24 protein-coding genes are annotated in these 24,639 nt (G+C 70.9%); 11 read left to right on the top strand and 13 right to left on the bottom strand.

The window, feature by feature from the left end; genetic code table 11:
- The first annotated feature begins 6 nt into the window (after window positions 1-6).
- Window positions 7-1,449 carry a PucR family transcriptional regulator gene (locus ACIBI5_RS38210; RefSeq protein ID WP_397254106.1) on the top strand — a complete coding sequence of 481 codons (1,443 nt, stop codon included), beginning with the start codon at window positions 7-9 and terminating at the stop codon, window positions 1,447-1,449.
- 116 nt (window positions 1,450-1,565) lie between these two features.
- Here ACIBI5_RS38210 and ACIBI5_RS38205 read toward each other — a convergent pair whose 3' ends face one another.
- The 5 genes from ACIBI5_RS38205 to ACIBI5_RS38185 all read right to left on the bottom strand — a co-directional run bounded on the left by ACIBI5_RS38205 (window position 1,566) and on the right by ACIBI5_RS38185 (window position 4,834).
- Window positions 1,566-1,769, bottom strand: a complete 204-nt coding sequence (locus tag ACIBI5_RS38205; RefSeq protein ID WP_397254105.1) for a hypothetical protein — start codon at window positions 1,767-1,769, stop codon at window positions 1,566-1,568.
- A 157-nt stretch (window positions 1,770-1,926) separates the two neighbouring features.
- Entirely contained in the window at window positions 1,927-2,406 is a 480-nt protein-coding gene (locus ACIBI5_RS38200) for a hypothetical protein (RefSeq protein WP_397254103.1), read from the bottom strand.
- 170 nt (window positions 2,407-2,576) lie between these two features.
- Window positions 2,577-2,738, bottom strand: coding sequence for a hypothetical protein (locus ACIBI5_RS38195; protein WP_184963816.1), 162 nt, complete (start codon window positions 2,736-2,738; stop codon window positions 2,577-2,579).
- Window positions 2,739-2,858: 120 nt separating this feature from the next.
- A complete protein-coding gene (locus ACIBI5_RS38190; RefSeq protein ID WP_397254101.1) occupies window positions 2,859-4,271 on the bottom strand; it encodes a DUF2207 family protein in 1,413 nt (470 codons plus the stop codon).
- Between the two features lie 2 nt (window positions 4,272-4,273).
- Entirely contained in the window at window positions 4,274-4,834 is a 561-nt protein-coding gene (locus ACIBI5_RS38185) for a LemA family protein (protein WP_397254099.1), read from the bottom strand.
- A 91-nt stretch (window positions 4,835-4,925) separates the two neighbouring features.
- On the opposite strand from ACIBI5_RS38185, the gene ACIBI5_RS38180 reads away from it, so the two are divergent.
- Together ACIBI5_RS38180 and ACIBI5_RS38175 are read left to right on the top strand one after the other, a co-directional pair.
- Window positions 4,926-5,501: a TetR/AcrR family transcriptional regulator gene (locus ACIBI5_RS38180; protein ID WP_397254097.1), complete on the top strand. Its 576-nt coding sequence runs from the start codon at window positions 4,926-4,928 to the stop codon at window positions 5,499-5,501.
- Window positions 5,488-6,615 carry an alpha/beta hydrolase family protein gene (locus tag ACIBI5_RS38175; RefSeq protein ID WP_397254095.1) on the top strand — a complete coding sequence of 376 codons (1,128 nt, stop codon included), beginning with the start codon at window positions 5,488-5,490 and terminating at the stop codon, window positions 6,613-6,615. The genes ACIBI5_RS38180 and ACIBI5_RS38175 overlap by 14 nt, the downstream gene beginning before the upstream one ends.
- Window positions 6,616-6,633: 18 nt before the next feature.
- On the opposite strand, the gene ACIBI5_RS38170 is transcribed toward ACIBI5_RS38175, so the two are convergent.
- A complete protein-coding gene (locus tag ACIBI5_RS38170; RefSeq protein WP_397254093.1) occupies window positions 6,634-7,470 on the bottom strand; it encodes a helix-turn-helix transcriptional regulator in 837 nt (278 codons plus the stop codon).
- A gap of 102 nt (window positions 7,471-7,572) precedes the next feature.
- On the opposite strand from ACIBI5_RS38170, the gene ACIBI5_RS38165 reads away from it, so the two are divergent.
- Together ACIBI5_RS38165 and ACIBI5_RS38160 are read left to right on the top strand one after the other, a co-directional pair.
- Complete coding sequence (locus ACIBI5_RS38165; RefSeq protein ID WP_397254091.1) at window positions 7,573-8,328, top strand: SDR family oxidoreductase; 756 nt, start codon at window positions 7,573-7,575, stop codon at window positions 8,326-8,328.
- A 25-nt stretch (window positions 8,329-8,353) separates the two neighbouring features.
- Window positions 8,354-8,536 carry a hypothetical protein gene (locus ACIBI5_RS38160; RefSeq protein ID WP_397254089.1) on the top strand — a complete coding sequence of 61 codons (183 nt, stop codon included), beginning with the start codon at window positions 8,354-8,356 and terminating at the stop codon, window positions 8,534-8,536.
- Window positions 8,537-8,596: 60 nt separating this feature from the next.
- On the opposite strand, the gene ACIBI5_RS38155 is transcribed toward ACIBI5_RS38160, so the two are convergent.
- The gene (locus ACIBI5_RS38155) at window positions 8,597-10,156 is read right to left on the bottom strand and encodes a S8 family serine peptidase (RefSeq protein ID WP_397254087.1); all 1,560 of its coding nucleotides are present in this window, start codon (window positions 10,154-10,156) and stop codon (window positions 8,597-8,599) included.
- Between the two features lie 317 nt (window positions 10,157-10,473).
- On the opposite strand from ACIBI5_RS38155, the gene ACIBI5_RS38150 reads away from it, so the two are divergent.
- From ACIBI5_RS38150 to ACIBI5_RS38140, 3 genes are read left to right on the top strand one after another with little or no spacing between them, the layout of a single operon-like run.
- Window positions 10,474-12,981 carry a proprotein convertase P-domain-containing protein gene (locus ACIBI5_RS38150; RefSeq protein ID WP_397254085.1) on the top strand — a complete coding sequence of 836 codons (2,508 nt, stop codon included), beginning with the start codon at window positions 10,474-10,476 and terminating at the stop codon, window positions 12,979-12,981.
- A gap of 55 nt (window positions 12,982-13,036) precedes the next feature.
- The gene (locus ACIBI5_RS38145; RefSeq protein WP_397254083.1) at window positions 13,037-14,281 is read left to right on the top strand and encodes an MFS transporter; all 1,245 of its coding nucleotides are present in this window, start codon (window positions 13,037-13,039) and stop codon (window positions 14,279-14,281) included.
- Window positions 14,278-15,234 (top strand): TolB family protein, encoded by a 957-nt coding sequence (locus tag ACIBI5_RS38140; protein WP_397254081.1) that lies wholly within the window; start codon window positions 14,278-14,280, stop codon window positions 15,232-15,234. Before ACIBI5_RS38145 ends, ACIBI5_RS38140 begins: the two co-directional genes overlap by 4 nt.
- Here the strand turns inward: ACIBI5_RS38140 and ACIBI5_RS38135 are convergent.
- Together ACIBI5_RS38135 and ACIBI5_RS38130 are read right to left on the bottom strand one after the other, a co-directional pair.
- Complete coding sequence (locus ACIBI5_RS38135) at window positions 15,215-16,141, bottom strand: hypothetical protein (RefSeq protein WP_397254079.1); 927 nt, start codon at window positions 16,139-16,141, stop codon at window positions 15,215-15,217. The genes ACIBI5_RS38140 and ACIBI5_RS38135 overlap by 20 nt on opposite strands.
- A 2-nt stretch (window positions 16,142-16,143) precedes the next feature.
- A complete protein-coding gene (locus ACIBI5_RS38130; RefSeq protein ID WP_397254077.1) occupies window positions 16,144-17,124 on the bottom strand; it encodes a helix-turn-helix domain-containing protein in 981 nt (326 codons plus the stop codon).
- Window positions 17,125-17,419: 295 nt separating this feature from the next.
- On the opposite strand from ACIBI5_RS38130, the gene ACIBI5_RS38125 reads away from it, so the two are divergent.
- The 3 genes from ACIBI5_RS38125 (at window position 17,420) to ACIBI5_RS38115 (ending at window position 19,899) form a co-directional block, all read left to right on the top strand.
- On the top strand, window positions 17,420-18,850 hold the full coding sequence (locus ACIBI5_RS38125; RefSeq protein ID WP_397254075.1) for an FAD-dependent monooxygenase: 1,431 nt from the start codon (window positions 17,420-17,422) through the stop codon (window positions 18,848-18,850).
- Entirely contained in the window at window positions 18,837-19,418 is a 582-nt protein-coding gene (locus ACIBI5_RS38120; RefSeq protein WP_397254073.1) for a TetR/AcrR family transcriptional regulator, read from the top strand. Before ACIBI5_RS38125 ends, ACIBI5_RS38120 begins: the two co-directional genes overlap by 14 nt.
- Before the next feature lie 277 nt (window positions 19,419-19,695).
- Entirely contained in the window at window positions 19,696-19,899 is a 204-nt protein-coding gene (locus ACIBI5_RS38115) for a hypothetical protein (RefSeq protein WP_397254071.1), read from the top strand.
- A 4-nt stretch (window positions 19,900-19,903) separates the two neighbouring features.
- On the opposite strand, the gene ACIBI5_RS38110 is transcribed toward ACIBI5_RS38115, so the two are convergent.
- The 4 genes from ACIBI5_RS38110 to ACIBI5_RS38095 are packed head-to-tail and all read right to left on the bottom strand — an operon-like array spanning window position 19,904 to window position 24,499.
- Window positions 19,904-21,085 (bottom strand): lanthionine synthetase LanC family protein, encoded by a 1,182-nt coding sequence (locus tag ACIBI5_RS38110; protein ID WP_397254069.1) that lies wholly within the window; start codon window positions 21,083-21,085, stop codon window positions 19,904-19,906.
- Window positions 21,082-21,993, bottom strand: coding sequence for a T3SS effector HopA1 family protein (locus tag ACIBI5_RS38105; protein WP_397254067.1), 912 nt, complete (start codon window positions 21,991-21,993; stop codon window positions 21,082-21,084). Before ACIBI5_RS38105 ends, ACIBI5_RS38110 begins: the two co-directional genes overlap by 4 nt.
- Window positions 21,990-22,868 (bottom strand): phosphotransferase family protein, encoded by an 879-nt coding sequence (locus ACIBI5_RS38100; protein ID WP_397254065.1) that lies wholly within the window; start codon window positions 22,866-22,868, stop codon window positions 21,990-21,992. Before ACIBI5_RS38100 ends, ACIBI5_RS38105 begins: the two co-directional genes overlap by 4 nt.
- Window positions 22,865-24,499 (bottom strand): S8 family serine peptidase, encoded by a 1,635-nt coding sequence (locus tag ACIBI5_RS38095; protein ID WP_397254063.1) that lies wholly within the window; start codon window positions 24,497-24,499, stop codon window positions 22,865-22,867. Before ACIBI5_RS38095 ends, ACIBI5_RS38100 begins: the two co-directional genes overlap by 4 nt.
- Window positions 24,500-24,639: the final 140 nt, after the last annotated feature.

Genomic DNA, 24,639 nt, shown 5'->3' with positions numbered 1-24,639 from the left:
TTGTGGGTGACCACAAAAGTCTCCGTGGAGGATCTGGTCCGCTCGCCCGCCCTTCAGCTGCGGGTGCTGGCCGGGCGGGCGGGCCTGTCGCGGTCGGTGTCGTGGGCGCACGTCAGCGAGCTCGATGACCCGACGCCGTGGCTGCTGGGGGCCGAGGTCATCATGACCGCCGGGATCGGCGTGCCGCGCGGGGCCGCCGAGCAGAGGGCCTACCTGGAACGGCTGGACGACGCGGGGGTGTCGGCGCTGGCGTTGTCGGCCCAGCTGCATGTGCCGCCGTTGCGTCCGGAGTTCGTGGCCGCGGCCGAGGAGCGCGGGATGCCGGTGCTGGAGGTGCCGCTGGCGGTGCCGTTCATCGCCATCGCGCAGGAAGTGGCGGCCGCCGTGCAGGAGGACGCGCGCCAGCGGCTGGGCGCCCAGTTGCAGGTGTTCGGAGCGCTGCGCTGGCTGGCGGCCGAAGATCTCGACAGCGCGACCCTTGTGCGGCGGCTGGAGCGCCTATCGGGCTACGACGTGTACGCCTGCACGCCGCAGGGACGGCCGCTGCTGGACGGCGTGCCCGTCCCCGACCTGGGGGTCATCCCCGCCGAGCCCGACGCCCCGCCGACGATCGCCGGCGGGTTCGTGTTGCCGGTGCCCGCGCCCGGTGGGCCCGCCGGCTTCATCGTCGCCTTCGAGCGGGAGGGCGCGCGGCCCGCCGGGCTGGCCGTCGCCCAGCACATCGCCACCGTCGCGGCCCTGCGGGTGGCGATGGAGCGCCACGACCGCGAGACCCTGCGCCGCGAAGGCGCGGAGACGCTGGCCGAGCTGCTGCAGGACGTTCTCGATCCGGCGACCGCGCGCCGTCGCCTGGCCAGGCTGGGGCTGACGGGCGAGATGGTCCTGCTCGTGGTGCGCGGCGTGCCGGGCGAGTCGCTGCTGCGCGCCCTCGACGAGGTCCCGCACCTGCTGCTGCGCCGCGGAGAGGACCACCACGTGCTCGGTCCGGCAGATGTCTGTACGGCGGTGGCCGCGCTGCCGGGCCTGTCCGCGGGAGCCTCCCGGCCCTTCCCGGCGGGGGAGTCAACCCGCGTGGCGCAGCGGGAGGCGGGCTGGGCGGCCTCCCGCTCCGGCGAGTCCGGCAAGCCGCTCGTGCACTATGGCGAGGACACCACCGGCCGGTGGCTGCCCGACGACCCCTGGACACTGAACGCCCTGGTCGAGCATGTGCTGGGGCAGGCGCTTGCCTACGACGCGGCGCACGGCTCGCAGCTGGTCACCTCGGTGCGTACATGGATGGAGCGGGACAGGCGTACCGAGGAGGCGGCCCAGGTGCTGCACATCCATCCGAACACGCTGGCCTACCGGCTGCGCCGGTTCGCCGATCTGACCGGGCGCGACCTGTCGTCCAGCGCCGCGTTCACCGAGGTGTGGATGGCGATCCGGGCGGCGCGGGAACTGGACATGTGACCGCCTGGGTCGTCATGGACGCGGGATCTCCACCAGGCCGGCGCACACGATCCCGGCCTCCGTTGGTACAGAGGCCGGGATCGCGTCGTATCTCGCAGTGAACTGCCGGGCCGGCTCTAGAGGGGCAGGCCGCCGCCCGCCGCGCCGCCGAGCAGGCCGCCCAGCAGGCCCAGGAGCACGTTGGAAGCGGGCGCGTCCGCCGAGGACGTCGGTGCGGGCTTCTGCGCATCGGCGTGCGCCGACATCGCCGGCATCACTGCGATGGCGGTGCCGAGCAGCCCGATGGCCGTCAGCCGCGCTGTAGCCTGCATGATCGTCATGTGTTCTCCTCATGGTGTTGTGCATGGAGGCGCTGATCTGGCGACCCACAGTTCAGCTCAGAATGTGGTCGCCGGGCTCTCCTGCAACGCCCGCGTTGATACGACCCAGGCCAAACACCGACCTTCCACTGACCCCAGCGCCCAGATCGAACATCGGCTAGTTGAAACAGTCCTGCTTGTTGAGGGCGATGCCGTACTCGGTGACCTTGCCGCGCGTGAGGCCGAAGGTGTAGTAGGCCTTCTTGTTGCCGGGCACCGTGGTCACATAGAAGCCGTGGACGTCCTTCTTGACGCGTGGGTAGGCCGCCTTCACCTGCTTGGTGGTGGAGCCGATCCTGATGCCTTCCGGGGTTTTCATGCCCTTGGCGGCGAAGATGGCGGCCAGTCCCACCTTCGGTGAGATGTAGACGCCCACCGAGTCCTTGGGCGTCGGGAAGCTCTTCAGGTCCCAGCCGGAGCAGCCGCCGTTGCCCGGCAGCTTCTTGACGACGGCGCCCGTCGCCGTGGCCTGCTTGAGGGTCATGCCGAGCTTGACACTGCCATATCCGTGGGGGCCCAGCGCCGGCCTCGTCTGGGCGTCCGCCGCGGTGGCGCCGGCGATCAGCAGGGAACCGGCAAGCAGCGAGGCCGCAGTCATCGTCTTCATCATGTTCTGCTTTGACTGCGTGTCGCCGGAAAATGTTGCGCGTAGAGCGATCTTTCTCGGCTCGGCGACGAGTCATGGCTTGGACCCCGAGCATCTGGTCACATGGGCGGACGACCTGCCCGGGTTGTCCGCCCACGTGGCCTGAACCGAGGCTTTGGGCCTCAGCCGACCGGCAGCCCGTTGATCGGCAGTCCTTGGGTCAGTCCGGCGAGCAGGGTGCCGGGCATGCTGTGGCTCTCGCCGGGCGGTGCCGGTGCGGCTTGGGCGGGAGAGGCCAGAAACAGGCCCGCGGCGGCAACGGGGATCAGGACCAGGTAGCGCATCGTGCTCCTTCAAAGGTCGGCATGGACCTCTGCATCCTGGGCCACGACCTGGGCGGCTGCCATCCGCCTAGCGCGACCTTGACCAACCCCAGACTGGCGGCCGCCCCTTGCCCGACGCTCTCACGGCTCCGTCGTCGTGATGTCGGATGGCCGGGCGGGGCGGCGTTCCAGAACCTCGATCGAAGCCAGGTAGCCCGCCCCGGTCACCCGCGCCCGCACCAGGTCCCCGTCGGCGACGCCGGTCAGCCGGCTCGCGAGCGCGCGAATCGCCCGTACGCGCCGCGGTCCGTGGTCGATGGCCAGGTAGTGCAGTTCGCCGGTGATCCCGGCCGGGTGCAGTCTGATCACCCGGCCCTCCAGCGTCCGGCGCGGCTTGGCGTTCCTCGCCCGGCTCTTCCACACCGCCCTGGTGACCAGCCCGATCGGCAGGATCACGATCAGCATGAACACGACGGTGACGAGCCCACCCCCGACGATCATGATCATCGAGATGACGAACGGCGCCGGGTCGTCGGGAGCCAGGGTACGCAGGCCGTACCAGATGCTCACCCCCAGCGCGCTCCCCACCCAGACGCAGAAGATCAGAGAGAGCAGCAGCCCGGTGATCACCTTGCTCTGGCCGGGGTAGGTGACCCGGACCCGGTGCCAGAGCCCGCCGTGGTCGGACCAGGCGTGCTCCTGATCGCGCGGCAGCAGCACCGGAAGGCTGGCCAGCGCGGCGCGGGTGAGCCCGAACGCGGCGGCGTAGGCGAGTTGCCTGCCCCAGATCGTCACCGCGGCCGACGGCAGGCTGTCCACGTGCGCGATCCCGCGCAGGTGCGCGCGCACGCCCAGCCAATGCCCGGCGGCGGCCCGGCCGCGCCCGGTCAGTCGTTCGCCGCCCAGGCGCTTGTCGAAGGCGGTCGTCGCGACGAGCCCGATCAGGAGGATGTGCGGCGTGAGCGCGCCCACCGGCCTGGGCATCAGCGTCAGGTCGGCCAGCACGCCCCACAGGAGGAAGGCGAGCAGCCCGGTGATCGACATACCGGTGCCGGGGCCGCCCGCCTTCCCGGTCAGGCCCAGCGCACGCGCCTCCGCGATCACGCTCTTCTCGAATCCGTCCTGCCATCGCCGCAGGTCGCGGCTGCCCTCGGCGATCGCCTCGGTGGCGACCACGCCGGTGCCGCCCAGCGTGGTGAGATGGTCCAGGACCATCGTCTCGTACGGCTTGAGCCCGTCCCTGGCACGATCCCGGCGCAGCCGTACCAGGCAGAGGTGGGGCCCGACCTCCTCGATCCCGGCGTATCCCCGCGCCGCCAGATCCAGCACGGTGGCCGCGGCCGCCTCGTGGGTGAGCGTGCCGTTCTCGGTGATCAGGTCGACCACGGCGGGCGAGAGCTCCTCGAACTCCGGCGCCGCCGCGCCCCGTCCCACGCGTGGCCCCTTGGCGGCACGGATGCGCCGGATGACCTGCAGCGACCACAGCAGGGTGAAGGCGGCCGCCGCGATCGCGAGCGCCGGAGCCAGCGTGACGAGCTTGTCCTCGACCGCCACGCTCAGAACCTGACCTCGACCGGCCCGCGCTCGGGGTCGGCGGTGCGGAAGTATTCGCGTTCCCGGTGCCCGGTCAGCCCGGCCACGAGGTTGGACGGGACCGTGTGCAGCGCGTTGTTGTAGGCGAGCACGGCGTCGTTGTAGTACTGCCGGGCGTAGGCGATGCGGTTCTCGCCGGTGGCCAGTTCCTCCTGCAATGCGGCGAAGTTCTCGCCGGCCCGCAGCTGGGGGTATGCCTCCGCGATCGCCATGACGCCGCCGATGGCCGCGCTGAGCGCGGACTCGGCCTGCGCCCGTCGCTCCGGACCGGCCGGCCGCACGGCTTCGCTTCTGGCCGCGAGCACCGCCTCCAGCGTCCGGCGTTCGTGCGCGGCGTAACCCTGGACCGCGCGCACAAGGTTGGGGATGAGGTCGTGGCGGCGTTTGAGCTGCACGTCGATCTGCGACCAGGCGTTGTCGACGGCGTTGCGCTTGACCACGAGGCTGTTGTAGATCAGGACGACCAGGAGCACGCTCAGCAGGAGCAGGGCGAGCAGCGTCAGGTAGAGGGCCACTTTCTTCATTTACCGCCCGTCGCTTGCAGGCGGCATGACGATTTCATAAAGCGACCACACCGGCGTACGGCGTAAACCATCATGGTTTACTGTGTACACCATGAGCCTTCCGACTACGGCGGAGAAGATCGCCGACGCCGCGCGGGGCATTCTCGTGAGTGAGGGAGCCGCGGCCGTCACCATGCGGCGAGTGGCCGTCCTGGCCGGAGTGTCGCCGATGGCGGCCTACAAGCATTTCCCCAGCCGTCAGGCGCTGCTCGACGCGGTGGCCGAACGGGCCTTTCGCGAACTGGCCGGAGGGTGGGGGGCCAGAGCCCCGAGCGGTTCCTGGGAGGACCGGGCGTTCGGTCTGCTGGAGGACTTTCTCGATTTCGCCCTGGGGCGGCCCCATCTGTACACGTTCCTCATGACCGACCGCCGTGAGCGGGCCCGGCGTTTTCCCGAGGACTTCGAAGGTGGCGCGCCGCCGTTCGGGCTGCTCGTCGAGCTGGTGAAGGAGGGCATGCGCGAGCGGGTGCTGCGTCAGGACGATCCGCTGGAGGTGACGCTGGCGCTGACGGCGCCCGTCCAAGGGCTCGTGCAGCTCTACCTCGGCGGCCGCATCGGCCTGGAGGAGGACGGCTTTCGCGAGCTGTGTAAGCGTACGGTGCGGAGGCTTTTCGATGGCGTCCAATAGCTGGAGGCGGCGGGCCTGGATCGCGGGCGCGGCCGTCCTGGTCCTCGTGGTCGCGGCGGCGGGAGCCGGAGCCTGGTACGGCAGCGATCAATCGATCAAGGTCGTGCACTACGGCACGAGCGACACCCGGGTGCTCGCCGTCCAGGGCGACACGGTGACGCTGACGCGGACGCCGCAGTCGGCCAAGCCGGGCACGTACTGGCTGGAGTGGAGCGGCGCGTACTCGATGCTCGGAGACGTCGTGTCCGACGCGCCGGGCGGGGTCACGCGCAAGGTGCTGCGCGGTCCGGTCCCCTCCGTGGGAACCCCCGGCTTCTTCGGCAACGTGCCTCCCGGCGATCCGAAGGTCGCCTGGGGAATCGGCTACACCGAGATCATGGTCCCCACCGAACTCGGACCCGCCCCGGCCTGGTACGTGCCGGGCGACGGCACCACGTGGGTCGTCGCCGTGCACGGGCAGAACGGGCGGCGCAAGGCCGAGCTGAAGATCCTGCCCGTCGTGCACCGGCTGGGGCTCCCCTTCCTGGACATCACCTACCGCAACGACGAAGGCGCCCCGCCCTCACCCGACGGCCTGCTGCACCTGGGCGACGCGGAGTGGCGCGACCTGGAGGCGTCCCTGCGTCAGGCGCGGACCATGGGAGCGCGCCGATTCATCCTGTACGGCACGTCGATGGGCGGCCAGATCGTCGGGCAGTTCCTCGGCCGCTCGCCGCTCGCGAACCTGGTCGACCGCGTCATCATGGACGCGCCCATGATCGACGTGCGGATGACCGCGGAACAGGGCGCCAGAAACCTCCACCTGCCCACCGTCACGGCAGGGCTGGCCGGCCAGGTCACCGAGTGGCGCACTGGCGTCGACACCGACCGGCTCAGCCTGATCCGCCATCCGCCGCGGATCAGGCCGCCCCTCCTGCTGATCCACACCGTCCCCGACACCGAACACCCGATCCAGGAGGCACACGGCCTCGTCGCCACGGGCGCGCGCCTGGGCTGGAAGATCCAGTTCGAGCCGTTCGCGCAGGGCGGGCACACCGAGGCCTGGAACGTGGACCGCGCCCGCTACGACCGGCTCGTACGTGACTTCCTGTCTCCGGCCACAACCGCACCCTAGCGGCGCGTTGTCCGGGGCTCACGGACTCGTGCCCTGCCGTTCGGGCAGGGACCAGCTCGCCAGCAACCGCAGCGCCTCCTGCGAGGGCGAGCCGGGCTCGGCGGCATAGGCCACCAGCACCTGGTCGGCCTCCCCGGTCACCGTGAACGACTGGAAGCTCAGCGACAGCTCGCCCACCACCGGATGGCGAAGCAGCTTGGTCCCGCGCGTCTTCTCCAGCACGTTGTGATCGGCCCACCAGCGGCGGAAGTGCGCGTTCTTCACCGACAACTCGCCCACCAGCGCCGCCAGCCGGGCGTCGTCCGGATACTGGGCCGCCTTCAACCGCAGGTAGGCGACGATCTCCCTGGCCTTCTTCGTCCAGTCGACGAAGACCTCCTTGCTCGCCTCGTCGAGGAAGCAGAAGCGCGCCCAGTTACGGTGCCCGTCCAGGCCGGTGTAAAGCGCGGAGGCCAGGCGGTTCCAGGCCAGCACCTCGCTCCTGTGGTCGATCACGTAGGCGGGCACGCCCTCCATGGCGTCGAGCAGGTGCCGTAGCCGGGGGCCGACCGTGCGCCGGACGTGCCGCGGGCGCTGGGGCGCGCGCACCGGCCTGGCCAGGCTGAACAGGTAGGTGCGCTCGTCCTGGTCCAGGCCGAGCGTCCTGGCCAGCGCGTTGAGCACCTCTTCCGACACCCCGCCGCCGCGTCCCTGCTCCAGCCGCGTGTAGTAGTCGGCGCTCATCCCCGCGAGCTGCGCGAGCTCCTCCCTGCGCAGGCCGGGCACGCGACGGCGTCCGCCGTACGACGGCAGGCCCGTCTCCTCGGGACGGACGCGCGCGCGACGCGACTTGAGGAATTCGCCCAGTTCGTTCACCCCGCCATTATCGGCCCGCCCGGCCGCGCGAGCCTGGCCCTGTCAGACCCAGGAAAAGCAGGTCCCTGGGTACGGCATGCGGCGGGCGGCAGAGTCGGCGCCATGACCAACAACCTCGCGGGCCGTACCGCCGTCGTCACCGGAGCTTCCAGCGGCATCGGAGCGGCGACCGCCGCGCTGCTGGCCGCCAGGGGCGCCAGGGTCGCGCTGCTGGCCCGGCGCGAAGAGCGGCTGACCGGCCTCGTCCAGGAGATCAAGCGGGCCGGAGGGGAGGCGATCGCCGTCGCCGCCGACGTGGCCGGCTCCGCTTCGGTGGCCACGGCCGTCCGGCGGGTGCTCGGTGTCTTCGGCGGAGTGGACCTCGTCGTCAACAACGCCGGGATCATGCTGCCCGCCCCCGCCGAACAGGCCGACCTCGCCGACTGGGAGCGCCAGATCGACGTCAACGTCACCGGCGCGCTGCGCGTCGTCCACGCGCTCACGCCCTCCCTGCTGCGGGCGGCGGCCACCGGACCCGCCGACCTGATCAACATCTCCTCGATCGCCTCGCACGTGCCCTTCCCCAGCTTCGCCGCCTACACCGCGAGCAAGGCCGCCGTCACCCACCTGTCCACGACCCTGCGCGCCGAACTCGGCGGCCGCGGGGTGCGGGTCACCGCCGTCGAACCGGGGGTGGTCGCCACCGAGTTGCAGGGGCACGTCACCGATCCCGCGGCCAACGAGTGGCTCGACGGGCTGATCGGCAGCATCGAGGTGCTGACGGCCCAGGACGTGGCGGAGGTGATCGCGTTCACGGCGGCTCGGCCGGCACATGTCAATCTCTCGCGCATCACCCTGTATCCGACTCGGCAGACGTAACTCCCAGGAGGCCGTCTCGGAGCTGATGGCGGTCGAGGCGTTGATCTTCCTCGTGGCCGGCATCTCGGTGATCTCGGTGCTGGCCGACGCCTTCACCGGCTCGTACGCGCGGTCGTTCGCGTTGGTGAAGGTCAGGGTCGCCGCGTCGGTGATCTCGGCGCCCGGCAGGAACAGCAGGCTCGGCGGGCCCAGCAGGTCCGGCTCCTGAACAGCGTTGGCTCCGGTGCCCGCACCGGGTCTGAACTCTGCCTGCCAAAGCGCGCACCGGTCAGAGGGTGAGGCTCCAGGACATAAGGGTTCCCGTATCTCCCTTGTAGGCGTCGCGCACCCTCAACCGCCACGTCCCGCTCCTGGTCTCCGCGCTCAGGTCGACGGGGAAGTCGGCGACCAGGTCGGCGGCGGAGTCGTCCGGGCCGGCGCCCTTGAGCGAGTAGACCGTGCCGTCCGGCGCGATCAGGTCAAGGACCAGGTCGCCGCGGTAGCTGTGCCGGATGTTGACCGAGACCTTGGAGGTGGGGGAACCGTTCCCCGCACAGCCCGTCACCTCCAGGCTGCGTTCGACGGTCGTGCGGTCGGGTAGCTCGGCGCCTTGGCCGTCGGTGAACGGACCACAGGGCGGCGTCGCGGGCGGGATGTGCAACAGCCGGTTGGGCGATCCGGAGCCGGCATCGGTCACCTTGCCGGTGGTCGCGGAACTCACAAGGGACTCCTGAATCTGCGCGGGCGTGATGCCCGGATCGGCGCTGAGGAGCAGCGCGGCGGCGCCGGCCACGTGGGGCGAGGCCATCGAGGTGCCACTGATGGTGTTCGTCGCGTTGTCGGAGGTGTGCCAGGCCGAGGTGATGCCGCCTCCCGGCGCGAACAGGTCCAGGCAACGTCCCCAGTTGGAGGTGCCGCGCCGGCTGTCGTCGGAGTTCGCCGCACCCGCCGTGATCACCTCGGGCACGGAAGGAGGCCCGACTCCGCACGCGTCGGCGTTGTCGTTCGCCGCGGCCGCGACATAGGTGTAGCCGCGGCGGATCGAGGACTGGATCGCGGTGGTCAGCGCCGAGCTGACCGCGGTCTTCACGCTCACGTTGACCACCGCGGGCGCGGTGCCGTTGGCCGCGATCCAGTCGACCCCCGACAGGACGCCGGAGCCGGGCCCCCTGCCGTCGCAGCCCAGCACGCGCACGGCGATCAGCGACGCCTTCTTGGCCACCCCGTGCAGGGTTCCTCCGATGGTGCCGGCGACGTGGGTGCCGTGGCCGTTGCAGTCACTCGCCACGTCGTCGCCGTCGTAGAGGTCGCGCCCGTATGCGGCTCTGCCGCCGAAGTCGGCATGGCTGATCCGGATGCCGGTGTCGATCACGTAGGCGCGGACCCCTTCGGCCGTGCCCGCATAGGTGTAGGAGCGCGACAGCGGCAGGTCACGCTGATCGATGCGGTCCAGGCCCCAGCTCGGCGGGTTGTCCTGGCGGTCGGCGACGGTCGTCATCTGGTCCTGCTCGACGTAGGCGACGGCGGGGTCGGCCGCCAGGCGCCGCGCGTCCCGCTCGCTCATCGCGGTGGAGAAGCCCGTGATGGCGGTGGTGTAGGTACGCTCGACCCGGCCGCCGTAGCGCTCGGCCAGCCGCCTGGCCGCCGGTGGCACGCCGCCGCGCAGGTCCGCGGTGTTCTTGAGGATGACGATGTACTGGTCGGGGATGGCCACGGCGGGGTCGGCCGCGACGAGCCGGCCCGGTGGTGGATCTGCGTGGGCGACGCCAGATGGTACGGCTGCCGCGGCCACGGCCAGGCCGAAGGCGCTCGTCGCGCGTAAGGCCAGGGTGCGGATGCGTCGTCTCATGGCCACAACGTCGCGCCAAACACCGCACTTGTGGGACATCCAGTGCCGCTGGCACTAATGCGCCACGATCAAGAGATTAAATATGGGCAAATCCGGATAAATCAGGACCAGGTGGGCCATGCCGGAGGCGTCAAATCACGGAACGGCCAGTGTTGAGCCGGGCAGGACCCCGGCCTCACCTTGGCGAAGGGCATCCAGCCTGGTCGCGGCATTCACTGAATGAGGTCACGCGCCATTGACTCGGCTGTCATGGCGGGTAGTTTCCGTACCGCCGTGGGCCTACGGAGTCACACCCCCCATCCGAGAGGACCCATTCCGTGATTCATCACAAGCATCGGCGCCGGCTCATGGCCGGCGCGACATGCCTGGTGATGCTGGTGGCGCTCGGCGCGGGCACCGCGCACGCCGAGTCCCGCATCCCCGCGACGGCACCCGCGCAAGCCGTGCCCGTACAAGCCGTGCCCGTACAAGCCGTGCCCGTACAAGCAGAGGCCGTACAAGCAGAGGCCGGCCACGTGCCGCAGCTGGCGGAGGTCGGCGCGGTCATCCAACCCGCCTCGGTGTCGGGCAAGACGGCACGCGAGGTGTGCGGCCGCGGTGCCACCTGGCTGCGCCTCCGCTTCACCGAGCTGGATCTGCGCGGCGACGACAGCCTGACCATCACCGGCGCGAAAGGCGGCGGCTTCCGTTTCACCGGCCGCCAATGGCGCGGACGGGCCTTCACGACACGCGCGTTCCCCGGCGAGTGCGTCAAGGTCGAGCCGCGTTTCGCCGACCCGGCCAGCACGTACGCCGTGGACGGCGTCCAGACCGGCACCCAGCCGCTCGAGTCGGCCGAGGTGGTCGTCGCGGGCGCGGGCGACATCTGCGGCAGCGCCTGCTCAGAAACCGGCAAACTGATCACCGCCATCAACCCCGCGGCCGTGTTCACCACCGGCGACAACGCCTACGACAGCGGCACGCTCAGCGAGTACCGCGGTGCCTACCATCGCACCTGGGGCCCCTTCTTCGGCAAGACCTACCCCACGGCGGGCAACCACGAGTACAACACCAGCGGCGCCTCCGGATACTTCGACTACTTCGGCGCACGTGCGGGAGCCCGCGGGAAGGGCTACTACAGCTGGGACATCGGCGACTGGCACTTCATCGCCCTCAACAGCAACATCTCGATGAGCGCGGGCTCGGCCCAGGAGCAGTGGCTACGCGCGGACCTGGCCGCCAACACGAAGCCGTGCACGGCCGCGTACCTGCACCACCCGCTCTACAACGTCGGCAACCACAGCCCCTCCACCGGCACCCGCCCGCTGTGGAAGGCGTTGTACGACCACAAGGCCGACCTGATGCTGGCCGGTCACGACCACAACTATCAACGCTGGGCCCTTCAGGACCACCAAGGCAACGCCAAGGCGGACGGCGTCAGAGAGATCCTGGTCGGCACCGGCGGCAAGAGCTTCTACGGCCTCAGCTCGAGCAACCCCGCCAACCTCCAGGCCAAGAACGCCAACACGCACGGCGTGCTCAAGCTGACGCTCTCGGCCACCGGCTACAAGTTCGACTTCGTGCCGATCGCCGGCCGTACCTTCACCGACTCCGGTTCGGCCACCTGCCACAAGGCCGGCTCGACCGAGCCTGGCTTCACGATGAGCGCCGACCCGGCCACGCTCACCGTCGCGCCCGGCGCCTCCGGCAGTTCCAGCGTCAACGTGGCCGGAGTCAATGGGTTCTCGGGCACCACCAACCTGACGGTCACCGCGCCGTCCGGTGTGAGCGCGAGCCTGTCGCCGTCATCGGTGACGGTCCCGAATGGAGGTACGGCAAGCGCCGCCCTCACCATCTCGGTGGCGCAGTCCGCCCCGGCGGGCACCCACACGCTGACCGTGACCGGCACGTCCGGCACGATCACCCGCACCACCACCGTCCGGCTGGTGATCGGGATCCCCCCGGCCTTCGCCGATGACTTCGAGCAAGACCATGGCTGGACCGTCAACCCCGCGGGCACCGACACCGCCACCGGCGGACGATGGGAGCGCGGCGACCCCGAGGAGACCGCAGAATCCGGCATCAAGCAACTCGGCAACGCGGTCAGCGGCGCCAATGTGCTGGTCACCGGCAGGCTGGCCGGGTCGGGGCCTGGCGCGCACGACGTCGACGGCGGCCTCACCAGCGTGCGGTCACCCGCGATCGAACTGCCTTCCGGAGCCTCCACGCTGAAGCTGTCCTACACCTTCGCCCACCGAGACAACTCCTCCACCAGCGACTACCTGCGTATCAAGGTGATCGGCTCGACCACCGTCACGGTCCTGGAAAGGCTCGGCACCGCATCCACCGACCTTGACGGCGCGTGGACGCCGGTCACCGCGGACCTGTCGGCCCTCGCGGGACAGAGCGTGCGGATCCTCGTCGAAGCGGCCGACGCCGGCACAGCCAGCCTCATCGAGGCGGCCGTCGACGACGTGAGCGTCACATCGGCGGTCTCGGGCGGGACGACGTTCGGCAACGATACCGACATGCCCGTCGCGGACCAGGCCACGGTGGAGAGCCCCATCGAGGTCACCGGCCGCGAAGGCAACGCCCCCGCCGCGCTGCGAGTCACGGCGCGGATCACCCACCCCTACCGCGGCGATCTCGCCGTGGAGCTGGTCGCCCCCGGCGGGCGCGTCTTCCCGCTCAAGGCGGCACGCAACAAGGAGGACGGCGCCGACGTGGCCATCGACACCACCGTGGACGCCTCATCGGTGATGGCCAACGGGACGTGGCGGTTACGCGTCAAGGACACTCTCGCGCAGGACAACGGCGTCCTGACCGCGTGGAGCCTGACCTTCTGACCGACACGCGGGGTGCGGGGAGCATCGGCCCCGCACCCCTTCCCGGAGGTGTGCTGTGTATCTGTCCTCGACGTACGTGTCCTCCACGGGACCCCGGCGGCGGCTACGCGTGGGCGGCGTGCCCGCGACGGTGTTCGCGCTCGGCCTGGTCAGCTTCTTCACCGACGTGTCAGCGGAGATGGTGGCCGCGTTTCTGCCCATGTACGTGATGTACGGGCTGGGCGCGGGCCTGCTTCAGCTCGGCCTGCTCGACGGCCTCTACACCGGGGCGAGCGCACTGCTGCGGGTGGCCGGCGGCCACCTGGCCGATCGGTGGTCGCGGCCCAAGGCGGTGGCGTTATGCGGCTACGGCCTGTCGGCGCTGAGCAAGCTGGCCTTCCCACTGGCAGGCGGCGCGCTCGGCGGGATCGGCGCGGCGATCGCGGTGGACAGGGCCGGCAAAGGGCTGCGTGCCGCCCCGCGCGACGCCCTCATCACCGCCGCCACCCCGCCGCGGTTGCTCGGCGCCGCCTTCGGCGTGCACCGGGCCTTGGACACGGCCGGCGCGCTGCTGGGCCCCATCGCGGTTTTCGCGCTGGTGGGCGCGGTCGGCGACGCCTACGACGCGGTGTTCGTCGTCAGCTTCTGCCTGGCGCTGGTCGGCATCGTGATCCTTGCCGCCTTCGTGCGGAATCATCCGATACGGCCTGCCGTACCGGCGGAGGCTCACCTGCCCGGACGGCAAGCCGCACGGGCAGGGGCCGGTGTGCGTGAGGGGCTGCGGCTGCTGGCCGAGCGCCCCCTCCGCCGGGTGACGCTCTTCGCGTCGCTCCTGGGCCTGGCCACCGCGGGCGACGCGATCCTCTTCGTCGCGGTACAGCGTCAAGCCGGGCTCCCGGCCTCCGCGCTGCCTCTTCTCCCTCTGGCCACCTCGCTGGTCTTCCTGGCCGCCGCGGTCCCGCTGGGCAGGCTGGCCGACAAGGTCGGCGGATGGCGGATCTTCCTGATGGGCCACGCATTCCTCGCACTGTCGTACCTCTTCGTGGCCCATCCGGGCACCGCCGCCGCCGCCCTCCTCCTGCACGGCCTGTTCTACGCCTCGACCGACGGCGTGCTGATGGCCCACCTCGCCGGCATGCTCCCCGCACATCTGCGTGCCACCGGCCTGGCCGTCACCCAGACCGGGCAGGCGTTGGCCCGCATGGCAGGAGCGATCGGCTTCGGGTTCCTGGCCACCGGACTCGACCTGCGCTGGTGCTTCCTGATCTGCGCCACGCTCCTCCTGTCAACCCTGCTCGCCGCCTGGAGGTCGGGCACATGAGACGCATCCTCGTCGCGATCGCCTCGATCGCTACCATCCTCCTGGCCGGCGGGGGCTATGTCGCCTGGGCGATCAGAGGCGATGACCGCCTGGCCGAACCGGCCGCCGCGGCGCCAAGACAGCCCCTGCTGGTCTTCCTCGACGGCGGGCGCACCCTGGCGGAGGTCCCGCTCAGCCGGCCGGACGCCACCCCGGTTCGCCGCGGGCCGAGTTGCCTGCGATCCCACACCTCGGGCGGAACCACCATCTGCCTGCGTCCTGTCGCCATACCCGCCGGATTCGAGGCGGTGATCCTGCGAGGTGGCGAGCCGGTGGCCGGGCCGATCCACGTCGACGGCACGCCCAGCCGGGCCCGTGTCTCACCCAGCGGGCGGCTGGCCGCCTGGACCGTCTTTCGCACCGGCGACTCCTATGATCCAGGCGCCTTCGCCACCACCACCGGCATCTACGACACCGTGACCGGCGCGCACCACGGTTCGCTCGAGGACTTCTCCGTGGTCGTGAACGGCAGGCCGTACACGCGAGAGGATCGCAACTTCTGGGGCGTGACCTTCGCCGACGACGAAGCCTTCTACGTCACGATGAGCTCGGCCGGGCGAATCTGGCTGATGCGTGGCCGGTTGTCCAGCCGGGTACTCACCGCCATACGGTCAGGCGTGGAGTGCCCCTCGCTCTCTCCCGACGGCACCCGCCTGGCCTTCAAGAAGCGGGCCGGCGACCGGTGGCGGCTCCATGTCCTCGACCTCGCGAGCGGCAAGGAGATCCCGCTCGCCGAGCGAGCCGGCATCGACGATCAGGCGGCCTGGCTCGACAACGGCACCGTCGCGTACGCGCGGCCGGTCCGCGGCGAGCGCCCCTCGCTGTTCGCCGTCCCGGCCGACGGCAGCGGCGCACCCCGTCTGCTGCGCGCCGACGCCACCTCCCCGGCGCCGGTCAGTCCCACTCCCAGATGACGCTGTGGATACCGGGCTCCGGATCGAACACGATGTGGGCGGCGACCAGCGTGCCACCGATCCACAGCTCATCGCCGGCCGGCCGCGGGCGATCGATCGACGGCTGGAAGCAAGCCCGGCATTTCGCCGGCCGTGCCTCCCTGTCGAACTCGACCTCCATGGTCAGCTCGCGCATGCCGGGTTCCACCCGAAAGCTCGCGTAGGGGTCCAGATGTCCGGGTGGGAAGGCGAGGGTGTACTCCATCACCGCCATCCCACCCTCGGGCAGCACCCGGTCCAGGATCATCTCGTGCACCTCGAAGCCCGTCTCATGGTCGCTCCTGATCCTGCCGGGGCGCCAGCCGCGGGCGCGCTCGACGACCGGGCCCTGCACGCCCGCCATGTAGGAGCGATGCACCATCAGGTCCCGGCCCACCCGCGCCGCGCGAGCGCGTACCACCACCTGTTTGGTGATCGTGCGGATCTGCCGGTGTGCGTCGAGCTGAACCAGCATGCTGTGGCGCAGCCGTACCAGCTGAGAGAGGTCGTCGGGGGTGGCCTCGACCTGGGCCAGCACGCGCCGCAGCCCCTCGGGTCTGGCCCAGCTCTGGTCGGGCCTTCGCGAGGCCGCGGCCTGCTGCCCGATCCACCGGCCCCTGGGCCGAGGCGGGCCGAGCAGCCCGACCAGCGAATCCGGCGGTACGGCGAGCACCTCCTCCAGCACGTGCACCGCACGAAGCGAGTCGGCTCGCTCCGGCTGAGTACGTCCAGACTGCCAATAGCTCAGCGCGGTCCTGCTCACCGAGAGACCCTGCTCGCGCAGGTGGTGCTGGAGCCGGTCAAGGCTCAGCCCACTCTCCTGTACGGCCAGCCGTAACGCCGCGCTGAACGGACCGTTCGCCAGCGCCCCACGTAACTCCTCCCGCATCGCTACAGCCACCCTCTGCGCGCGGCCGCGGCCGCCAGCTGAAAGCGGCTGGTCGTGGCCGTCCGCGCCATGAGCTGCTCAAGGCGGCGGTAGAAGGTCCGGCGGCTCAGCCCCAGCGTCTCCGCCGCCCTGTTGTCGCTCACGCCCGCGTTGAGCAGGACGAGCAGCTTGCGATCCGCGGGGTTGATGGACCCGCTTCCGCCGTCCGACAGGTGCAACGGCACGGACATGGTCCAGCACGTCTCGAAAAGCCCGATCAGCGCCTCCAGCAGACCTCCCGCATAGACAATGGTGAGCGTGGCCGCAGGTCCCTCGGCCGGCCTGGCGAGCCAGGCCAGGTCGTTGTCCAGGATGGTCATGTTGACCGGCAGCACGGTCGTCACCCGCGCCTGCTCGCCCGCCTCCATACAGGGGTTGACGTTGTCCTCCAGATAGCCGGGCAGTTCGAGACACTCACGTGAGTAGACCACCCGGTAGCGCATCCCGCGGCCGAGCTGCTCGATCTCGGTCCTGTTGGCGGCGCCGAACAGATGCGGCGGCCGGTCGAGCCGGCGGATCTCGTGCCGGGCACTGTTCACAAGCTGCCTGATGCGAACTTTGACCGCCACGCCTGTGACCACTTCGACCGGCGATTCGACGTCAGCCTTACGTGCGGATCTGCGGTGCGTCTCGAACGCCTGGCTCACGGCGATCCTCGCCTGTTCCAGGTCGGCCTGGTGCCGATGCACCAGCGCTTCCAACCCGGTTTCCGGAACGACCGCGCGCACCACCCTGTCGGTGCCTTGGATGTCGTGCCGGGCCACCAGGCCCCAGGTGATCAGGTCCTTCAGCGCGACGCGCACGGCCTCGTGGCCCATGCGCAGTGCCGCGGCCAGCTCTCCTTCACTCGCCTGCTGGACCCAGAGCAGCCGCTCGTAGACCTGGGCGGTTTCAGCCCGTAGGCCTAAGAGCAGGAGCTGATGGCGCAGATCACTCTGTTCCACTCCGTCACTATAGACAGCCGGATGACCCCTTCCTAGGAGCCCGCAGGCGGCCGGGCAGCGCGCCCGCTCCACGATGACCAGGTGCCGTGCGGACCGTATGGGCGCCCTCCAGGACCGGACGCGCTTGACCAGCCGGCTCGCCGTCCGCCCGGCTTCCCGTGAAAGCGCGACCGCACCCACCTCAAGGCCGCTCCGTGTAGGCGGGGGAGCGGCCGATTCGCGGCCGCGCTCGGCGCGCCGGCCCATCCATGCGCTATAAATGTAGCGATACATGTGTAGCGAATGGAGAAGCGTCATGCACGACGTCGTCATCGTGGGAGCCGGTCCCACCGGGCTCATGGCCGCCTGCGAGCTCGCACTGGCCGGCATTCCCTGCACGATCGTGGACAAGCGCGGCAGCGAGTCCAACGTCACGCGGGCTTTCGGTCTGCACGCCCGAGCCCTGGAACTGCTCGACGCCCGAGGCATGGGCGACCAACTGGTCGCGGCAGGCAACCCGCTCAAGACGGTGTATCCCGCCTACGCCTCACGGGTCGACTTCGGGCGGCTCGACACGCGGTACCCGATGCTGCTGCTCGTGCCCCAGAACGGCACCGAGAAGCTCTTGCGGCGGCGTGCAGCCGAACTCGGCGTACAGATCCGCCGCGACGCCCACGTGGCCGGCCTGACCCAGGACGCCGAATCCGTCCGGCTGAGACTTCAGGACGGAGGCGAACTGGAGGCCAGATACGTCATCGGAGCCGACGGCGCCCACAGCACCGTCCGCGACCTGGTCGACGTGGGCTTCGCCGGCGCGGCCTACAGCCTGCCCATGCTGCTGGCCGATGTGCGCATTCCCACCTCAGAACCGCCGCCCATCACCCAGGTCGGCACGCGGGGCGTGGTGGTGACCCTCCCGTTCGGCGACGGATGGTTCCGCGTCGGCGCATGGCTGCGCGACGGACAGGAGAACGCGGGCTTCGCCCAGATCCGCGAGGCCTTCCGCCGGATCGCCGGCACCGACTACGACATGAGCGAGCCGCGCTGGTTCTCCCGCTTCACCGCCGAACGCCGCCAGGCCCGCACGTACCGATCGGGGCGGGTGTTCCTGGCCGGAGACGCCGCCCACGTGAACTCGCCCATCGGCGGCCAGGGCATGAACACCGGCATCCAGGACGCCATCAACCTGGGCTGGAAGCTCGCCGCCACGCTGCACGGCTGGGGGCCGCCCCGTCTGCTCGACACCTACCACGCCGAACGGCACCCCGTCGGCTCCGCCGTCCTGGCCATGACCGACCACCTCACCGGGCTGGTGCTCAGCGGTTCACGCGTGCGCCTGGAACTCAACCGGCGCATCATGGCGACCCTGCTCCACACCGCTCCCGGCCGCCGCCATATCCTCGGCAGGCTGTCCGGCCTGGAGTTCGCCTACGCGCCCGGCGAGCCGGACGCCCACCCGCTGGCCGGGCGCCGCGCGGCCGACGGCCCGACAGACGCGGGCCGCCTCTACGAGGTGCTGCGCGCCGGCGCCTTCGTCCTGCTCTCCGGCAAGGACGTGCCGGCCCCCTGGCGCCATCGCGTACGGCACGCCAGACCCCTGGGCGGCACCAGACCCGAGGCCACGCTGATCCGCCCGGACGGCTACGTTGCCTGGGCCGGGGATCACACCGGCATCGAACCGGCTCTGGTGAAATGGTGTGGCCCCGCCGACCACACCGACAGGAAACGAAATCGTGCCACCGCCTAACCCACAGCGCCGCGACCACCTGGCAGACGCGGCCATCACGGTGCTGGCCGAGCAAGGCTCACGCGGACTGACCCACAGAGCCGTCGACACCGCCGCCGCCGTACCGGCCGGCACGACCTCTCGCTACTTCCGCACCCGCGACGCGCTGCTCAACGGAGTCATCGAGCGGATCACCCGCCGGCTCGGCGAACACGTGGACGCCCACACCATCCGGCCGATCTCGCCCGCCGATCTGGAGGAAGCGCTGGTCGCCGTCCTGACGACGATGCTGACCGACGACCAGCACGACCCGCTGGCCCTGTTCGAGCTGCACCTGGAGAGCACCAGGAACCCCCGCCTGCGGCACACGCTGACCGACGCCCTGCACGGCCGAAGCGACCTCATCATCCGCCAATGCCGCGCCGCCGGAATCGACATCAGCCAGGACGACGCCATGCTCCTGGAGATGAGCGTGCTGGGCATTCTCTTCACCGCCCTCACCACCGGCGTGCCCGAATCCCCCGGCGAGCTGATCCGCACCGCCGTACGGGCTCTCCTGGCCCACCACCCAAAGCCGACGGCGACATAGCCCACTTCGGGGGCGCTCACACGAACCCGATGCCCCCATAGGGCCTTGTCCCGTATGGGTCTGGCCTTCCCGCGGCCCTGTGTGGGCTTCTTGCGGGGCTCTCCCCGGTCGCCGGGAAGGTGCCCCTGAAGCGGTGGTGCTCAGCGCCTGTCCAGCGGGCCGTCGCCTGGTCGCGGCTCATTCGTCTGACGCGGTACCGCTCCTCCGGAAGGCGCGGGTCGCCGCACCTGGCCTTCGCGGGGGACGATGAGATATGGGCCTTCGCATAGTGGTGGGCATGGAACGCGGCGCCGTCCCAGATGAACTGGCCGGCGCATTGCGGCGGGAGGGGGCGGTGGTGCTGCCACCGCGCCCGGAACTGCCGGATGTCCTGATAGCGCTGTTCCCCGACACGATGAGCGCCCCGGAGGCGGCCGAGCGGGCCGCGCGCCTGCGCGGCGTGGCCTACGCGGAACCGGAGGAGTTCCGCTTTGGCGGCTGAGGCGTCACGACCAGCTGACCGGCGACAACGGGATCGCGTCGCGTGGGTCGTGGAGGCGAAGCAGGGTCAGGCCGATCCCGGCGGTGCCCAGGAACAGGTCGGGCGTCTCGCCCCGATGGAGCTCGTGGGGCAGGCCGCACGGCCAGGTACCCATCCGGTCCCGGTGTTCGATCATCAGCGTGCCGATCTTCCGCGCCGCCCGTAGATGCGCGTCTTCCTTCAGGACGGTCGCGGCCGTGATGAGCAGCTCCGCGGCTCCGGACAGGCCGTGGCAGAGGGACAGATCGACGGGCTGGTGCTCGCGGGAGGCCGTTCCAGCGCGGATGGTCAAGTCCCGGACGGCCTGGATCGCGAGGGAGGCTTCGGCCAGGGCCGTGGTGTCCCGGGTCAGTTCGTGGGCGCGGAGTCTGCTCAGGCCGATCCCTACCGCGCCGTGACACCAGAAGGCGGGATAGCCGGGAGGCCGCGCGCGCAGGTCGGGCCAGTTGCCGTGGAAGGGCGAGCACCAGGAACGTTCGTAGCGCATGGCGGCGGTGGCCGCCTCGATGTCGCCGGTCTCCAGCAGGGCGAGGGCGGGCCCGGAGGCGCCATGGGCCAGGCCGGTCAGGTGAGGCGGCCAGGATCGGCCCCAGGGCTCCGGGGCCGAGGCGGCTTTGAGGTCACGTGCCAGGGACAGGGTGGCGTCGCGGAGGACGGGGTTTCCGGTGATCCGATGGGCGTGGGTGAGCCCGATGATGATCCCGGCGGTTCCGCTGATCAGGTCGTGGCCGCCGGAGGGGCAGGGCGTCCGGGTGATCGACAGGCAGAGTTTCTCGCCCTCGGTGACCAAGCCGTCGTCGCCCAGGAGCCGCCCGGCGAGCAGTGCTGCGAGGGCGATGCCGGTGGCGCCGTCGTACAGGCCCAGCCGGCTCTGCCGTACCAGGTCAGGGGCTTGAGTGAGGGAGCGGGTGATCGCTTCCGCGGCCAGGTTCGCGAAGCGGCCGGTGGGGTCGTGCCGCGCGGCGCAGCTCAGGAACAGGCCGATGCCGGCCGACCCGCTGTACAGGTCGTCGCCGGTGTCGCCGATCCGCACGTGTGGGTCGTCGTCCGTGCCGCCGACGATGGCGCCGTGCCAGTGGCCGCCTGGGCGCGCGCTCTCGGCCAGGTCGTGGGCGATGGCGATCGCGCTGTGCAGGAGCGCGCTCACGCCGCCGCCCATGGCCGGTGGAGAGCGATGCCCGCGGCGCTCAGGCCGTTCAGGAGGCTAGCGCGCAGATCCTTCCGATCGGTGTCCGCGCGCAAGGCCGCCACCAGCGCGGCCGCCAGCACCCGGCAGCGGCTCTGCCCGAAACTCTCGCCGCCTGCGGGTTGCTCGGCGTGGGCGAGGCCGGGAGCCAAGCGCAGGCTCAGCGGGGGAACGGCGGGCCGCAGCAGGGAGCCGATGTCCAGGTGGACCTCCTGGAGCGCGGTGTGCGCCTGTTCCTCGCGTTCGCGTTCGTAGTAGATGACGAGGCTGTCGACACGGGCGTAGCCGTCCGCGGCCGACGGGCACTTGAGCGAATGCCGCAGCCCCTCTCGTTCCAGGCACGCGGTGACCGCGTGCAGCACCGGCGCGGCGGCGCCGGCGGGCAGGTTCAGGTAGGCCCGGTTGATGGGAGGTTCGGGCTCGTCGGGGGAGCGGGCGCACCAGAATCCGCTGTCCTGATCCGTCCAGTCTTGGCGGCGTACGACGTCGAGCAGGTCACCGGGAGCCGGCGGTACGGCCGGGCGCAGCGGCAGGACGTAGTCCCCCGGCTGGACGGCCCGCGAGCGCCCCTGCCGGGACACCACGCAGCGCCCGTCGGGCGAGGCGGCTGTGACGAGCCAGCCACCGTCGAACCGCTCGGCTCCCGCGTGCGCGGCGCGCAACAGCGCGGTGAGGTCGCCCATTCTGGCCGGGGGGTCGACACCGAAGGGCGGCAGGTACCAGCCGGTGTAGAGGGCGTCGGTCACGCGTTCGCAGGCGTCGGCGGCGGCCGGATCGCACCGTTCGCCCGCCACGCGCACACCGTCGTCGTCCGCGATCTCCACGAGGTTCACCAGCCGGTCCAGCGCGATCAGCACGGAATGCCTCATGCGGGTCTCCGCGTCGTGGCCAGGCGCAGGGCCAGCTCGACAGCCGGCTCGGCGGCGCGGGGGTCGGCCGTGTGCTCGGCCTGTTCCAGGGCGAGGTGCGCGAGCCGGGCGATCGTGAACAGCTCGCGACGCCGGGTGGAGTCTCCCGACGCTCCATAAGCGTCGACGAACGCCGGGATATGGGCACCTGTGTGGAAAGCGAGTTGGTCGGCGATGACGCAGGCGACGTCCCAGGCCGGATCGCCCAGCCCGGACAACTCCCAGTCGATCACACGAATCCGATCGCCGGCCACCACGCAGTTGTCGGCCTTGAGATCCCCGTGCACCAGGCAGCCGGCCCGCCACGCGGCGGCGCCTTCCCGGAGGACGTCGCTCAGTAGCGGGTCCGCAGCCAGACGGGCGCCGAGATCGCGCGCGGCGTCGGTGGTCAGCGCCCACTCCTCGGGCGAGGTGTCCGGCAGCCGCAGGATTCCCGCCGACCTGGTCGGCGGGATCGGCAGCCCGGACGTCGCGCGATGCCAGCCCGAACACAGCTCTCCCAGCGACGCGGCGCTCTGGGCGGTGAAAGCCGTCAGCGGCCGCCCGGCCGCGCCGATCACGAGGACCTGCGCGCGCTCGTCGAGGAGGACGGCCCGCGGAACGGCGGCCGCCAGCGCGTCGTTCCATCCGGCCAGCCGGTAGGCCAGCAGTTCGGCCGCCAGATCCCGCCCGCTGTCCCGGGCGCTTCTGCTCAGCCGTTTGACCACGTGCCCGGCGGCCAGCCGTACGTCATGGAAGCGCGACAGATCGACGATCTCGGCGCCCGCGGCGTCGATCCCCGCCGCCGCGAGCGCCTGAACCGCGGACGGCGGATCACGCCAGGCCGCAGCCGTCACTGTCCGTAGTCGATTCCGTAGGGGTCATCGCCATATGGGTCATAGCTCTCATAATCCTCGCCCATACCCAGCGGCGATCCTGGTCCCGTCGGACAGCGGATCTGGACCGACCTGCACGGAATCTGGATGGATGGGCAGGGAAGCTGAACGGTGACCCGGCAGATCACCTCACGGGTCAGGGGTACGCACGGAATTCGGATGGACGGGCAGGTGAAGATGGGCAGGGACGGGCGGCACGGGACGGGCGTCAGCGTCCTCCTCGGCGGGCAGGCGCGATCCAGCGCGGCCCTGGCATCGACCAGACCCGAGCCGTACTGCTCGTTCGGCAGCGGATCACCGGGATTGTCCCGCAGCGGCCGTGCGGTGTCCCGGATGATCTGCCCGACCTGCGCGCCCGGCAGTCCGGGGTTGCAGGAAAGGATCAGCGCCGCGACGCCCGCGACATGCGGGGCGGCCATCGACGTGCCGTTCGAGATGGCGTAGGTGTCGTCCCAGTAGGTGCTGAGCACGTTGACCCCGGGCGCCGCCACGTCGATGTGCGGTCCCGTTTGCGAGAAGGCGGCCCGGCGATCGGTGGCCTCGATCGCGCCGACGGCGATCACATCGGGGAAGGCTGCCGGGAAACTGGGATTGTTCGTCCCGTCGTTGCCCATGGCCGCGACCACGACGACGCCCCGGCCGATGGCGTAGGCGACGGCGTCGCGCTCCACGAACGTGTTGGCGCTCCCGCCCAGGCTCAGATTGATCACGTGGGCGCCGTGGTCGGCCGCCCACCGGATGCCGGCCGCGATATCGGCCGAACTGCCCATGCCCCTGATACGGCCCGTCGGCGTGTGCCTGACACGGGCCAGCACCCGGACCGGCAGCAGGCGGCAATTCCAGGTGACCCCGGCCACGCCGACGCCGTCGTTGCTCAGGCAGGCGATCGTGCCCGCCACGTGGGTGCCGTGCCCCACTTCGTCCTGCGGGTCGTTGTCCCTGCCGAAGAAGTCGCCTTCCAGTACGAAGCCCGGGGGAAGGCCGGCCGGTGTGGGATTGGGTCCCAGATCGACCAGGTCACTCCCGGGCAGCAGCAGCGGGGCCAGCTGAGGATGATTCAGATCCACGCCCGAGTCGACGACCGCGACGGTGACGTTCGCACTGCCCGTGCTGCGGTCCCACGCCGCCGGACAGTTGATCTTCGCCAGTCCCCACTGCTGCGCGTAGTCCGGATCATTCGGTACGGCGAAGCTCTCGCGATACCGGTTCGGTTCGGCCGCCTCGACCTCCCCCAGCGCGGCGAGCCGGTCGACCACGTCGCCGACCTCGTTGGCGGGATCGAAGCGCACCTTGTACGTCGCGGTCATCGGGGTGAGCTCCGCCGCGACCGCGAACCCCCGCTCGACCCGCGGGGGAGGCGGCGGATGCACCGCGGTGACGGAGGTGACGCCAATGCCATTGAGGACGCCGTCCAGGTCGTCGACGCCGAAGCCGGCGGAGAAGCCCGTCAGGCCACGGGAGGGTCCCGCCGGGATGCTCACCGTGAGGCCGGCCGCCACTTCCGTCCGGAGCTGCACCACCACCTCCCCGGGGACGACGTTGCCGGCGTCCGGGCCGAAGATCGGAAGGTAGTCGTCGCCTGAACCGTGCATGGCGCCTCCGTTTCCGGATGAACGGCCCTCAGCGTCTCACCGCGTCAGGGCGTCAACAAGGCGCGGAGGGTGTCCTGATGCGGCCATGACCAGGACAAACGGGCTCTTGGCCGGGATACTGCAGCTCCGGCGTCGACTCG

The organism is Nonomuraea sp. NPDC050540 (genome assembly GCF_044457485.1).
Taxonomy (GTDB): Bacteria; Actinomycetota; Actinomycetes; order Streptosporangiales; family Streptosporangiaceae; genus Nonomuraea.
Note: the sequence above shows the minus strand (reverse complement) of the source record. Positions and strands in the feature narration are given on the sequence as shown.

Bases quoted from the DNA above. Each gene is read 5' to 3' on its own strand.
- ACIBI5_RS38205 (WP_397254105.1), bottom strand. From the start codon at position 1,769: ATGACGATCATGCAGGCTACAGCGCGGCTGACGGCCATCGGGCTGCTC.
- ACIBI5_RS38200 (WP_397254103.1), bottom strand. From the start codon at position 2,406: ATGACTGCGGCCTCGCTGCTTGCCGGTTCCCTGCTGATCGCCGGCGCC.
- ACIBI5_RS38195 (WP_184963816.1), bottom strand. From the start codon at position 2,738: ATGCGCTACCTGGTCCTGATCCCCGTTGCCGCCGCGGGCCTGTTTCTG.
- ACIBI5_RS38185 (WP_397254099.1), bottom strand. From the start codon at position 4,834: ATGAAGAAAGTGGCCCTCTACCTGACGCTGCTCGCCCTGCTCCTGCTG.
- ACIBI5_RS38180 (WP_397254097.1), top strand. From the start codon at position 4,926: ATGAGCCTTCCGACTACGGCGGAGAAGATCGCCGACGCCGCGCGGGGC.
- ACIBI5_RS38175 (WP_397254095.1), top strand. From the start codon at position 5,488: ATGGCGTCCAATAGCTGGAGGCGGCGGGCCTGGATCGCGGGCGCGGCC.
- ACIBI5_RS38165 (WP_397254091.1), top strand. From the start codon at position 7,573: ATGACCAACAACCTCGCGGGCCGTACCGCCGTCGTCACCGGAGCTTCC.
- ACIBI5_RS38160 (WP_397254089.1), top strand. From the start codon at position 8,354: ATGGCGGTCGAGGCGTTGATCTTCCTCGTGGCCGGCATCTCGGTGATC.
- ACIBI5_RS38155 (WP_397254087.1), bottom strand. From the start codon at position 10,156: ATGAGACGACGCATCCGCACCCTGGCCTTACGCGCGACGAGCGCCTTC.
- ACIBI5_RS38140 (WP_397254081.1), top strand. From the start codon at position 14,278: ATGAGACGCATCCTCGTCGCGATCGCCTCGATCGCTACCATCCTCCTG.
- ACIBI5_RS38135 (WP_397254079.1), bottom strand. From the start codon at position 16,141: ATGCGGGAGGAGTTACGTGGGGCGCTGGCGAACGGTCCGTTCAGCGCG.
- ACIBI5_RS38125 (WP_397254075.1), top strand. From the start codon at position 17,420: ATGCACGACGTCGTCATCGTGGGAGCCGGTCCCACCGGGCTCATGGCC.
- ACIBI5_RS38115 (WP_397254071.1), top strand. From the start codon at position 19,696: ATGGAACGCGGCGCCGTCCCAGATGAACTGGCCGGCGCATTGCGGCGG.
- ACIBI5_RS38105 (WP_397254067.1), bottom strand. From the start codon at position 21,993: ATGAGGCATTCCGTGCTGATCGCGCTGGACCGGCTGGTGAACCTCGTG.
- ACIBI5_RS38095 (WP_397254063.1), bottom strand. From the start codon at position 24,499: ATGCACGGTTCAGGCGACGACTACCTTCCGATCTTCGGCCCGGACGCC.